The sequence below is a fragment of the Streptomyces sp. ISL-11 genome (genome assembly GCF_018614525.1).
Taxonomy (GTDB): Bacteria; Actinomycetota; Actinomycetes; order Streptomycetales; family Streptomycetaceae; genus Streptomyces.
In genome coordinates, this window is the sequence record NZ_JAGGOL010000003.1 from 1 (window position 1) to 12,619 (window position 12,619).

Annotated in this window: 6 protein-coding genes and 1 pseudogene; 5 read left to right on the plus strand and 2 right to left on the minus strand. The window is 73.6% G+C overall.

Annotated features, from left to right (window positions below; genetic code table 11):
* The 4 genes from J7E86_RS00375 to J7E86_RS00390 all read left to right on the plus strand — a co-directional run.
* Positions 1 to 2,995: alpha-N-acetylglucosaminidase (locus J7E86_RS00375; RefSeq protein WP_215078497.1), on the plus strand; the 2,995-nt coding region annotated here is incomplete at its 5' end.
* Positions 2,996 to 3,171: 176 nt separating this feature from the next.
* Positions 3,172 to 3,969, plus strand: coding sequence for a tyrosine-protein phosphatase (locus J7E86_RS00380; RefSeq protein ID WP_215078500.1), 798 nt, complete (start codon positions 3,172 to 3,174; stop codon positions 3,967 to 3,969).
* 78 nt (positions 3,970 to 4,047) lie between these two features.
* The gene (locus tag J7E86_RS00385) at positions 4,048 to 5,979 is read left to right on the plus strand and encodes a hypothetical protein (RefSeq protein WP_374223745.1); all 1,932 of its coding nucleotides are present in this window, start codon (positions 4,048 to 4,050) and stop codon (positions 5,977 to 5,979) included.
* A gap of 85 nt (positions 5,980 to 6,064) precedes the next feature.
* Positions 6,065 to 6,763 (plus strand): TetR/AcrR family transcriptional regulator, encoded by a 699-nt coding sequence (locus J7E86_RS00390; protein ID WP_215078501.1) that lies wholly within the window; start codon positions 6,065 to 6,067, stop codon positions 6,761 to 6,763.
* Here J7E86_RS00390 and pulA read toward each other — a convergent pair.
* On the minus strand, positions 6,751 to 9,354 hold the full coding sequence (gene pulA, locus J7E86_RS00395; RefSeq protein WP_215078503.1) for a pullulanase-type alpha-1,6-glucosidase: 2,604 nt from the start codon (positions 9,352 to 9,354) through the stop codon (positions 6,751 to 6,753). The genes J7E86_RS00390 and pulA overlap by 13 nt on opposite strands.
* A gap of 160 nt (positions 9,355 to 9,514) precedes the next feature.
* A pseudogene (locus tag J7E86_RS00400) lies at positions 9,515 to 10,882 on the minus strand (alpha-amylase family protein); the annotation flags it as partial.
* Between the two features lie 326 nt (positions 10,883 to 11,208).
* Between J7E86_RS00400 and J7E86_RS00405 the strand changes: the two are divergent.
* Positions 11,209 to 12,513 (plus strand): extracellular solute-binding protein, encoded by a 1,305-nt coding sequence (locus tag J7E86_RS00405; protein WP_215078504.1) that lies wholly within the window; start codon positions 11,209 to 11,211, stop codon positions 12,511 to 12,513.
* Positions 12,514 to 12,619 lie beyond the last annotated feature (106 nt).

A 12,619-nucleotide genomic window follows, 5' to 3' on the forward strand; every position in this document is an offset into this window, starting at 1 on the left:
GGATCCCACCGCCGCGGCGCGGGCGGCGCTGGAGCGGCTGCTCGGCGGGCACGCCGGCCAGTTCCGGCTGACGGCACTGGCCGGCGGCGCCGAGGAGCGGTTCGAGGTCGGCGGCCGCGCCGGGCGGATCGAGGTGGCGGGTACGAGCCCGGCGGTGATGCTGACCGGGGTGCACTGGTACCTGAAGTACACCTGCGGGGCGCACGTGACGTGGGGTGCCCAGCGGCTCGACCTGCCGGCCACGCTCCCGGCGCCGCGCGCTCCGCTGAAACGATCCACCAGGCTCCGACACCGCTTCGCCCTCAACGACACCAACGACGGCTACACCCTCCCGTACGCCGACTGGGCCTACTGGGAACGGATGATCGACGTCCTGGCCCTGCACGGCTGCAACGAGGTGCTGGTGATCGCGGGTCAGGAGGCGGTCTGCCACCGGTTCCTGAAGGACTTCGGCTACAGCGACGCCGAGGTCCGCGCCTGGCTGCCCGCCCCCTCCCACCAGCCCTGGTGGATACTGCAGAACCTGAGCGGCTACGGCGGCCCGCTCTCCCCCGGCCTGATCGCCCGCCGGGCGGAGCTCGGCAGGCGCATCACCGACCGGCTGCGCGAGCTGGGCATGGCACCGGTCCTGCCCGGCTACTACGGAGCCGTCCCGGACGGCTTCGTCGCGCGGAACCCGGGCGCCCGCGTCGTCCCGCAGGGCACCTGGCACGGCTTCCGGCGGCCGGACTGGCTCGACCCGCGCACCGACGTCTTCCCCGAGGCGGCCGCCTCCTTCTACCGGCACCAGACGGAACTGCTCGGTCCGGCCGCCCACTTCAAGATGGACCTGCTACATGAGGGCGGCACCGCCGGCGACGTCCCCGTCGCGGCCGCCGCCCGGTGCGTCGAGCGGGCGCTGCGCACCGCGCACCCGGACGCGACCTGGGTGATCCTGGGCTGGCAGGACAATCCGCTGCCCGAGCTGCTCGGCGCGGTCGACCGGAAGCGGATGCTGATCGTCGACGGCATCTCCGACCGTTTCAAGGGCATCACCGACCGGGAGCGGGACTGGGGCGGCACGCCGTACGCCTTCGGCTCGATCCCGAACTTCGGCGGCCGGACGACGATGGGCGCCAAGACGCACGTCTGGACGGAGAAGTTCTTCGCCTGGCGCGACAAGCCCGGCAGCGCGCTGGTGGGCACGGCGTTCATGCCGGAGGGCGCCGACCGCGACCCGGCCGCGTTCGAGTACTTCTCCGAGCTGGCCTGGCAGGACCGGGCGCCCGACCGCGCGCGGTGGTTCGGCTCGTACGCCGATCTGCGCTACGGGCGCGAGGACGCGGCCGCGCGCTCGGCGTGGGCGGCGCTGCGCGACACCGCCTACCGTCAGGAGGCGCCGGAGCGCAGCGACCCGCACGACAGCCTCTTCGCCGCCCGGCCGGATCTGGACGCCGACCGCGCCGGCGAGTACGCGCCGAGCGCCGTGTCCTACGACCCGGCCCGCTTCGACGCGGCGCTGACCGGGCTGCTGGGCGTCGGTACGGCCCTGCGCGGCGGCGACACGTACCGCTTCGACCTGGTCGACGTCGCCCGGCAGGCCCTCGCGCACCGCAGCCGGCAGCTGCTGCCCGAGCTGAAGAGCGCGTACGTCCGCAAGGACCTGGCCGCCTTCCGGGCCCTGGCCGCGCTGTGGCTGAGGCTGATGGGCTTGGCCGACGACATCGCGGGCGCGCACCGGGCGTTCCTCCTGGGCCCGTGGAACGCGGCGGCGCGGGCCTGGGCGAGCGATCCGGAGGAGGCGGCAGAGCTGGAGCGCACCGCCCGGGCGCTGATCACCGTGTGGGGCGGCCGGGCGACGTCCGAGGGCGGGAAGCTGCACGACTACGCGAACCGCGACTGGCACGGCCTCATCGGCGACTTCTACCTGCCGCGCTGGCGGCGGTGGCTGGAGGAGCTGGAGGACGCGCTGCGGGAGGGGCGGGCGCCACGGGCCGTGGACTGGTTCGCGGCGGAGGAGCCGTGGACGCGGCAGACCAAGGCGTATCCGCTGCGCCCGGTGACCGACGCCTACCGCACGGCCGTGCGGGTGCGGGACACCCTCGCCGTCGCGCCGTACCAGGGGGCGCTCTCGACGACGGCCGAACCGCCCGCCGTCGCGCCGGGCGGCGCCGCGACGGTCGCCGTGGCCCTGGCCAACGTCAACGGCTTCCGGGCCACCGGGCGCGTGGACCTGGGGCTCGCCGGCCTCAAGGCCGTTCCACAGGGCCCGACGTCGCTGCCGTCGGTGGCCCCGGGCGGCACGGGCACGGCGCGCTGGCGCGTCACGGCACCCGCCACCCCGCTGGAGCATCCGCTCCAGCCGCTGCCGTACGAGGTGAGCGCGCGCTACGGGCCGCAGGGCGAGGACCGGGTGCGGTCGGTGCGGACGGGCACGCTCTTCGTCGCCGGACCGCTGGGTTCGGGTTGGCGCACGGTCACCAGCAACGCCGCCGTCTTCGGCCGGCTCGGGGACCGCTTCGCCATCGACGGCGGGGGCGAGGACCTGTGGAAGGGCACCGAGCGGTTCGGCGCGGTCTACCGCGCGGGCGCGCTGACGGCGGGCGGGGTGGCGACCGTACGGGTCGACAGCCAGACGCACACGGGCGGCTGGGCGCGTACGGGCATCATCGTGCGCAACAGCCTCGCGACGCGCTCGCCGGGCGCGGTGAACCTCGCCGTGACGCCGGGGCAGGGCGTCGTGCTGTCGTACGACACCAACGGCGACGGCACCTTCGACGGCTACCGGCGCATCACGGGCATCACCGCCCCGGTGCTCCTCCGGCTGACCCGGACGGCCTCCGGCGCCTACGCGGCGCAGTGCTCGACGGACGGCGGTGCGACGTGGCGGACGGTCGCGACCGTGACGGTGCCGGGCGCCTCCCGCGCGCAGGACGTCGGTCTGTTCCTGACGGCGGGCAACGACGGGAGCGGGGCGCGGGGAATGGCGCGGTTCAGCGGGTGGCGGCTGGGCTGAGCGGGGTGGCGGCCCACCCTGACGGGGGGCGCATTGTCGTCTGCGGGCGCCGTATGGGAGGGCGTGCACGCCCTCCTTCTCGCGTTCGGCGTGCGCCCCTGTCGCGGGGGCGCCGGAGCGGCCTCCGCTACCGTTCGGCACAATAACGGTAGATATCAGACAAGGGAGACGCGCCCATGCCGCAGTTCGACGCCTCGACCATCATCAACCTCCGCGATCTCGGCGGCATCGCGCTCGCCGGCAACTCCGCGGTCCGCCCCGGCCTGCTGCTCCGCTCCGGCCAGCTCGACCGCCTCGACCCGGCGATCGACCCGGCCGTCGCCGGCCTGGGCATCCATACGGTGGTGGACCTGCGCACCGAGCACGAGCGCCGCGCGCGCCCCGACCAGGTGCCCGAGGGGGCCCGGCTGATCGTCGCGGACGTGATGGCCGGCGGTGCCGCGGCGGTCACCGGCGGCCAGGTGCCGGCCAGGCTGGAGACGGTGCTGGGCAACCCCGCCGTCGCCGAGGAGCACCTGGGCAACGGCAAGGCCGAGAAGCTGCTCTGCGACTCCTACCGCGCGTTCGTGACCTCCGAGCCCGCCTGCGCCGCGTACCACCTGCTGCTGTCCGCGCTCGCCGGACCCGGCTGCGGCCCGCTGCTCTTCCACTGCACGGCCGGCAAGGACCGCACCGGCTGGGCCGCCACCGTCATCCTCATGCTCCTGGGCGCCGACGAGGCCACGGTCCGGGAGGAGTACCTGGCCGTGAACCCCGCCGTGCGCGCCGCCTTCGCGCCCCTCATCGAGCGCTTCACCGGGGCGGGCGGCGACCCGGAGATCGCCGACGCGATCCTCGGCGTGCGCCCCGCCTATCTCACGGCGGCGCTGGAGCAGATGGACCGGACGTACGGTGGGGTGGAGGCGTATGTCCGCGACGGGCTCGGCATCCCCGACGATGCCGTGGACCGCGTGCGCGCCCGCTGCGTGGCGTGAGGAAGGGCGCGGGGCCGTCCGGAGTACGCCCCCGCAGGAGTGAGGTGACCATCTCACCATTCACTCGTTCTACGGATCGTGGAGCAGCAAGCGACAGCCCCCCGGACCGTCCCGCCCGTCGACGTCGAGCAGGCCGAGGCCGCGCTCATCGAGCACTACCCGCGCCTGGTACGGCTCGGGTATCTCGTCCTGCCGCCGTCGCTGGGCCGCAACCGCCGCGTCCTGACGGCGCACGCCCTCGTCCAGCGGGCCCTGCCACGCAACCGCGTCGGCGCCGCGGAGCTGGCCGTACCGGCGCCGCGCGGGACCGACGGCTCACCGTCCGACCCGGGGTACGCGTACGTACGCCAGCGCGTCCTGCGCTCCGCCCTGGAGGCCGGGCGGCCGCGCGGCCGGTGGCAGTTGCCCCGGCCCGGCCAGTTGCCTCCGCTGCTGCCGCAGGTGTGGGGGCTGCGGCTGTTCCCGCGCTCGGGCGGCGCCGACGAACTCGCCCTGGACCAGGCCCTGGCCACGCTCTCCGGACCCGGCCGCGCCGCGTACGTGCTGCGCGCCCTGGAGCTGTCCGCCGACCGTGACGTACGGCTCGTGCTCTCGGCGGCCGGGGTCGAGGACCCGGCCGGGGCGCTCGCCGAGGCGGACGCGCTGCGGGCACCGGCCGGCAGCCGGGACGCCTCGCTGCTGGAGTCGATGGAGTTCGACCCCTGCTCCCTCCAGGCGCGGCCGACGGACCTGATGCGCCGCCGCCAGCACACCCGGGCGGCGATCGCCGCCCTCGCGGCGGCCGTCGTGTGCGGCACGCTGCTGGGCCTGCCGGGCGAGGGCTGGGGCCCCAGCGGCGCGGCCGCCCCGCCGTACGCGCAGAACGCGGCGGCGCAGCAGGCCCTCGACCCGGCGAAGCTGACCAAGGTCGCCCCGGGCGCGTGGAAGACGGCGGACCGTTCCGGCTTCGCCGCCTGGCCCGCGCGCGGCAACCGGGTGGCCGACCACGATCTGCTGGGCCGCGCGCTCGCCGTCTGGGCGCGGCCGGGACGCGCCGTCCAGGTGACGGCAACGCCCGGCACTCCCTCCGGCCCGGCGCCCGGGCCGGCGCAGCTGCTGTACGCGGGCGAGGTCGGCCAGGCCGCGGTCGTGGTGCTGTACGACGGGCTGCGCGTGGTGCGCTACGCCGAGTCGAGGACGGGCGGGAACCAGGGCAGCGCGGCGCTGGACTTCGCCCGTACGGACGCCTCCGACGACGGTTCCGCGTCGGCCGTCGTGGTGGGCCGGGCCGACAGCAACGTCCGCTATCTGACGGCGCCCTGGGTGAGCGCGGTGACCGTCCGCGACCTGCTGAAGCCCCGGGCGGCCGCGCAGCCGCTGCGTCTGGCCGACGACGGCGTGACCGACCCGACGCTCAGCCCCGCCCCGACGAACGACTGCCGGAGCTGGCCCGCGCTCCAGATGGGCCGGCGCCTGGTGACCGACCTCGGCGAGCTGACCCCGGCCCGGCTCACCACCGGCGCCCCCGGCGGACCGCGCGACGTCAACTCCGCCGCGGCGCTGGCCGGCTGGGGTCACACCGCCTGCCACCTCCAGGGCATGCGGTCGCAGGGCGTCCGCTCGGTCAACGCCTGGCCGTTCGCCACCCAGCCGCTGCCCGGCGGCGGCAGCGGCGAGTGGACGTGCGCCCGGGCCGAGACGTGGCGGGGGCCGGGAAGCCGGGTGCTGACCCTGTTCCAGGGGCCGGGCGGCCGACCGGGCGCCCCGAGCGCGAGCGTCACCCGCGCCGAGGACACCCCCGCGTGCGGGGCCCGCGACCCGCACGTCCTGGCGGGCGCGCTGTGGAAGTCGCCGGCCGGCGCGTGGTACGCCCTGGCGGCGGGCAGCCCCGACGTGCGGTCGGTCGAGGCGACGGGCGGGGTGCGGGGCACCGCCCCCGGGCAGGTGCTGGCCCTGCCGGCGAAGCCGGGCGTCCGCACCGAGCTGAGCGCGCGGCTGGCCGACGGCAAGAAGCTGACACCCCTCAAGTGACGCCGGCGATCCCCCGAACAGCCCCCTGCGCGACGGGGATCCGGGCGCCGCTCCACCCCTGCGGCCTGGCATTAGTATGACCGCCATGACGAACGGGGTACGGCGCAGGATGGGTGTCGAGCAGCGGCGCGAGCAGTTGATCGCGGTCGCCCTCGATCTGTTCGGCCACCGCTCCCCCGACGACGTCTCCATCGACGAGATCGCGGCGGCGGCCGGGATATCCCGGCCGCTCGTCTATCACTACTTCCCCGGCAAACAGAGCCTGTACGAGGCGGCCCTGCGCCGGGCCGCCGACGAACTGGCCGCGCTCTTCGACGAGCCCCGCGAAGGTCCGCTGGGTGAGCGGCTGTTGCGGGTGATGCGGCGCTTCTTCGACTTCGTCGAGGAGCACGCGACGGGCTTCTCGGCCCTGATGCGCGGCGGCCCCGCGGCGGGCTCCAGCCGGACCTGCGCCATGATCGACGGAGTGCGCCAGGCCGCGTACGAGGAGATGCTCGACCACCTCTCGGTACGCAGCCCCGCACCGCGCCTGGAGCTGGCCCTGCGCTCCTGGATCTCCCTGACGGAGACGACGGCACTGCTCTGGCTCGACGGCCGGCGCATCCCCCGCGCGGAGCTGGAACTCCAGCTCGTGCACGCCTTCGCGGCGCTCACCGCGGTGAGCGCCGCCTACGACGCGGACATGGCGGAGGTCCTGCGCCGCATCCTCGCGGACGAACCGGCGGACGGCCCGCTCGCCGACCTCGTCGGCCGGCTCGGCGCGCTCGCTCCTCAGCCGTCCTGACCCGCCCGGAAGACGGCCACCGTGCGGCCCGGGACCGTGAAGGTGCCGGTTGCCGGGGTGTAGGAGGCGGTCTTCACCACCGGGTCCGCGCCGGTCGCCTGGACCGGGTGCAGGGCGTAGGGGTGGCCGGCGAGTTCGGTGACGGGCTGGGTGCGCTCGTCCGGGGTGGCATTGAGGACGACGACCAGGCCGGGCAGGCGCATGGTGATGACGCCGGGGGTCTCGTCCCTGCCGGAGAGCGGGAAGGACAGGGACGCCTGTACGCCCTCGGCGGTCGCCAGGCCGAACGCCTTCTCGCTCGTACGGATCCGCAGCAGGTCTCGGTAGGCGGCCGAGGCCGAGTGGATCGGCGCGCAGCCGGGCCGGAGCGCCGGGTCGGCGAGGAGGGGGGCGGCGTAGGGCCACTTGGGCTGGTTGTCGGCGGCGGGCGGCAGGCCGCGGCCGAAGCCGTTGCCGTCGGCGCAGTCCCAGTGGAGGGCGTTGAACCAGTCGCCGCTGTCGAAGGAGTTGCGGTCCAGGGACTTCGAGCGCAGCAGGTCCGTACCGGCCTGGGAGAGCGAGGGCCCCTGGGAGAGCGCCGCGGTGGCCATGGCCAGGACCTGGGCGCGGGCACGGTCGGCCGACGCGGTGCCGCGGGGCAGTTTGTAGGCGAGGGCGTCGTAGAGGGTCTCGTTGTCATGGGCGTCGGCGTAGGCCAGGGCGTCGCCGGGGGCGGCGGCGTAGCCGGCGGGTGAGCCGTTGTAGTCGACGTCGGCGCCGGTGACGGCGCGGCCGGCGGAGTCGGTGAAGCGGTAGCCGGCGAGGTTGCCGGTCAGGCCGACCTTGATGAGGTCCTGGGCGTGCAGAAGCCTGGCCCGCTGCTCGGCGGGGGTGCCCGGGGTCGCGCCGTTGGGGTCGGTGAAGAGGCCGGAGGCGAAGCCCTGGACGCGGGGGTCCTCGTCGAAGGGGCCACCGCCCCGGATCGCGTCGCGGGCTCGGTCGGAGAAGGTGGCGATTCCGGTGCCGGCCATGTTCTTCTGCGTGGCCTGGACGAAGCGGGCGTCGCCCGCGACCTCACCGAAGTTCCAGCCCTCGCCGTAGAGGACGACCGCCTTGCCGTCGACGCCGTCCTTGGCGACGGTGAGCGCGTCGAGCGCCTTGCGGACGGCGAGGATGTTGGCCTTGGGGTGGTGGCCCATGAGGTCGAAGCGGAAGCCGTCGACCTTGTACTCCCTGGCCCAGGTGACGACCGAGTCGACGACGAGCTTGCCCATCATGGCGTTCTCGGGCGCGGTGTTGGCGCAGCAGGTCGAGGTGGCGACGCTGCCGTCGTCGAGGAGGCGCTGGTAGTAGCCGGGGACGATCCGGTCGAGTACGGACTTCTCGCCCTGGCCGGAGGCGGCGGTGTGGTTGTAGACGACGTCCATGACGGTCCGCAGCCCGGCCCGGGACAGGCCCTGGACCATCTGCCGGAATTCCCGGGTCCGGCCCGGGCCGTCCGGGTCGGAGGCGTACGAGCCCTCGGGAACGGTGTAGTGGAGGGGGTCGTAGCCCCAGTTGTAGGCGTCACGGGCGGCCGTGCCGGCCACGCACCGCTGCTGCCGCTCGGAATCGGCGGGGAGGGCCGCCAGGTCGCAGGGCGGCTCGGCCTGGTCGGCCCGGCGCTCGGGGACGGTGGCCATGTCAAAGACCGGCAGGAGGTGCACGTAGGAGGTGCCGGCGGCGGCGAGGCGCGTCAGGTGGCGCATGCCGCCGGAGTCGCGGTCGGCGAGGGCGAGGTAGCGGCCCGGGTGCGCGGAGGTGCGGTCGGCGACGGAGAAGTCGCGCACGTGCAGCTCCTGGATCTGCGCGTCGCGCAGCGGTACGGCCTTGGGTTTGCGCAGGTTCCGCCAGCCGGGCGGGGCGAGCGCGGGGTCGGCGAGGTCGGTGACCAGGCTGCGGGCGGAGTCGGCGGTCAGGGCGGTGGAGTAGGGGTCGGTGACGAGGTTCGTCACGGTCTTCCGCACGGTGGGGGCCCAGACGGTGACGGCGTAGCGGTAGGGCTTGCCGGCCCAGTCGTGGGGGCCGGTCGCGCTCCAGACGCCGCTGGCGTCGTCGCGGCGCATGGGTACGGTGCGGCCGTCGAGCTCCAGGGCGACGCGGCGCGCCGTGGGCGCCCATACGGACAGGGTGGGGCGGCCGTCGCGGAAGACGGGGCCGAGCCGGGCCTTCGCGGCGGCCGCCGCGTAGAGGTCGTCGAGGACGCCGGGGATCTGGACGCCGGTGGTGACGCCGTCCGTCTCGGCGAGGAGGGGGCCGGTGAGGGCGGTGCGTTCCTGGCCGTGGGCGTTCAGGTGGAAGGCGTCGTAGGTGGCCAAGTGGGGGTATTTGGCGCGCTGTTGGGGTGTGAGTCCGCCGGGTTGGGGGGTGAGTTCGAAGGTGCCGTGGGTGTGGGTGAGGTGGTGGGGGTGGGTGGGGTTGCCGAGGTTTTTGGGCCAGGCGATGGTTTCGCGGTCGATCCACTGGACCCTCGCCCCTTGGGGGGCTGGGTCGGCGTGTGCGGTGCCGGGGCCGGTGCCTGCGAGGGGTAGGGCGAGGGCTATGGCTGCGGCCAGGGTGGCGAGGCGTCTCATGGAACGGTGCTCCTTCTGGTGGAGGTTGGGACGTGGTGTTCTCCCCTGACCCGCCCCTTCCCGTAACCGGGGCTGCGCCCCGGACCCCGGGCCGCGCTGCGCGCGGTGTCCTCAAACGCCGGACGGGCTTGTTGGAGCGGGGGAATCGTCACAGCTACCCGCACACCCGCGCCCCCGCGTGCAAGGCCAGCGCCGTACCCGCGGCAAGCGAAGCCGTGAAGCGGCCCGCCCCGTCCACCGTCACCCGGCGCCCGCTCTGCACATCGCAGTAGTCACCGCCCGGCAGCGACGTCTGGAAGGTGCGGCTCAGCGCGAACGTCTCGTGGTTGATGGCGACATACCCCTTGTCGCCGCGGCTGAAGGCGATGGCCTGGTAGCCGTTGTCCCACCAGTCCTTGACGGGGGTGCCGCGCACCGCCGTGCGGAAGGCGACCATGGACTTGATCTCCGGCCACTTGTGCTGGCACTTCCAGCCGTCCTGCCAACAGGCGTTCACCGCACCACCGTTGGGCGGTCCGGCGTCGCGGTCGGTGAACTCGTAGCCGGAGTGGATGTCCGGGGAACCGTAGGGCCAGGCGAGCATGAAGACGTTGGCCAGGGTGTAGGCGGCGCCGTCCTTGTGGCTGAGGGTGTCGCCGCCGCGCTCCGTGTCGTGGTTGTCGACGAAGACCGCCGCCCGGTCGCCGGGCAGATAGCCCCAGCCCTCGCCGTAGTTCTTGAGGTAGGCGAGGCGTTCGCCGAGGAACACCCGCTTGAGGTCGCGGGCGTAGCGGAACTCCTGGACGTGGCCGGTGCCGAGGTATTCGTCGGGCTGGACGGCCTCGCCGGCGCCGAAGATGGTCTCCTGCTTCCACAGCGCGTCGGGCCTGGAGGTGCGGGCCTTGATCGCGGCGAGGTCGCCGGCCGGTATGTGCTTGGCGGCGTCGACGCGGAAGCCGTCGACGCCGAGGGAGAGCAGGTCGTCGAGGTACGACGCGATGCGGTCGCGGACGCGCTCCTCGCCGGTGTCGAGGTCGGCGAGGCCGACGAGCTCGCAGTCCTGGACGTTGCGCCGGTCGCGGTAGTCGGTGACCACGGTGGTGCAGTCGTCCATGTCCTGGCGCTGGTAGAGGCCCGGATAGTCGTACTTCGTATAGGCGGAGCCGCCCGTCCCGGTGCCGGAGCCGGCGGCCATGTGGTTGATGACCACGTCCGTGTCGACCTTCACGCCGGCCGAGTGGCAGGCGCCGACCATGCTCGTGAACGCGGCCCGGTCGCCGAGCCGTCCGGCGATCCGGTAGCCGACGGGCTGGTACGAGGTCCACCACTGCGGCCCCTGGATGTGCTCCTGGGGCGGGGAGACCTGGACGCGCCCGTATCCCGCGGGGCCCAGCGTCTCCCGGCACTCCTTGGCGACGGAGTCGTACTTCCACTCGAAGAGGACGGCCGTCACGTCGCCTTCCGGTGCGCCACCGGCCCGCGCGGGAGGCGCGCACGCCAGGGCGCTCGCCACGAGGGCGAGGACGGCGGGCAGTGCCCTGCGGGCGATCCGGGGCATGGCGGTGGGAGCCATGGTGCCTCCTGAGTGGGGGGATGAAGCGACCTCGCACGGCAACGCGCCGTGCCCGAAAGGCCCCTGAAGAATCTTGCCGTTCTTGCAGCAAGCCTGTCCGCACGACAGGGGGTGACGTGCCGCGGAGGTGACCGTACGAGCCGCGTCCTCGCCGGTCAACCCTTTGGACACGGTCCGGTTACGACCCGGAAATCTCACCGTTTCCTTCTTGCAAGCCCTTTCGCAAGAGATTGCAGCCTGTTAACTTCCTCCACAGCTCGGGCCGCCCGCGACAGGTCGGCCTCCTTGAAGAGGAGATCCATATGCGAAGAGGCATATCGGTCGCCGCCGTCGTCGGCGTGCTGACCCTCACCGCGACCGCGTGCGGCGGTGACAGCGGAGGCGGCGGCAGCGACGGTTCCAAGGCGGCCAGTGACCCGGGCAGCGTCAGCGGCACCGTCACCTGGTGGGACACCTCGGACGCCACGAACGAGGCACCGGCCTTCAAGAAGCTGGTCTCGGCCTTCGAGAAGAAGTACCCGAAGATCAAGGTCGACTACGTCAACGTGCCGTTCGACCAGGCGCAGCAGAAGTTCAAGACCGCCGCCGCCTCCGGCAAGGGCGCGCCCGACGTGCTGCGTTCGGACGTCGGCTGGACGCCGGGCTTCGCCCAGCTCGGCTACCTCAAGGACCTGACGGGCACGCCGGCGCTCGACAAGAGCGACGACTTCCTCGAAGGACCGCTGAAGAACGCCGCGTACCAGGGCAAGACGTACGGCGTCCCGCAGGTCACCGACACCCTGGGTCTGCTCTACAACAAGGAGCTGTTCCAGAAGGCGGGCATCGACAAGCCGCCGGCCGACTGGAAGGCGGTCAAGGAGGCCGCCGAGAAGATCAAGGACAAGACCGGCGCGGGCGGCATCGGCCTCAGCCCCGACAGCTACTACTCGCTGCCCTTCCTCTACGGCGAGAACAGCGACATGGTCGACGCCGGCAAGAAGAAGATCACCATCGCGAACGCCGCCTCCCGCAAGGGCATCGAGACCGCCGTCGACCTGGTGAAGTCCGGCGCCGCGCCCAAGCCGGCCGGCACCGACGGCTACAACGCCCTGAAGACGGACTTCAAGAACGGCAAGCTGGCGATGCTCATCGACGGTCCCTGGGCGACCAAGGAGATCTTCGGCGGCGACGCGTTCAAGGCGAAGGAGAACCTGGGCATCTCGGCCGTCCCGGCGGGCTCCACCGGCACCGCGGGCGCCCCGGTCGGCGGCCACAACCTCGTCGTCTACGCCGGCTCGAAGAACTTCGACGCCTCCTACCTCTTCACCCGGTTCATGACCGAGACCGCGCAGCAGGAGGAGGTCTCGACGGGCATCGGCGTGCTGCCGACCCGTAAGTCCGCCTACACCAAGGCCGTCCTCGCCGACCCGGTCCGCAGCTCGTACTACGCCGCGCTGGCCAAGGCCCACCCCCGGCCCCCGATCCCGCAGGGCGGCGACCTCTTCACGGAGTGGCTCCAGCACTACACCAAGATCCTCACCCTGAAGGAGGACCCGAAGGAGGGCCTGGCCGCCACGGCCAAGGCCTGGAACTCCGCCCTCCTGAAGGACTACGCGATCGAGGACTAGGCCGTGTCCGGCGGATCATGGGAGCGGGCGGCTGCGGGCCGTGTCGTCCGCACCACCGCTGCGCGGCGGTGTCCTCAATCGCCGGACGGGCTGAGATCGGCTGAGC

Excerpts from the sequence above, each read along its gene's own strand:
- pulA (WP_215078503.1), bottom strand. The coding sequence starts at position 9,354 with ATGAGACGCCTCGCCACCCTGGCCGCAGCCATAGCCCTCGCCCTACCC.
- J7E86_RS00405 (WP_215078504.1), top strand. The coding sequence starts at position 11,209 with ATGCGAAGAGGCATATCGGTCGCCGCCGTCGTCGGCGTGCTGACCCTC.
- J7E86_RS00390 (WP_215078501.1), top strand. The coding sequence starts at position 6,065 with ATGACGAACGGGGTACGGCGCAGGATGGGTGTCGAGCAGCGGCGCGAG.
- J7E86_RS00380 (WP_215078500.1), top strand. The coding sequence starts at position 3,172 with ATGCCGCAGTTCGACGCCTCGACCATCATCAACCTCCGCGATCTCGGC.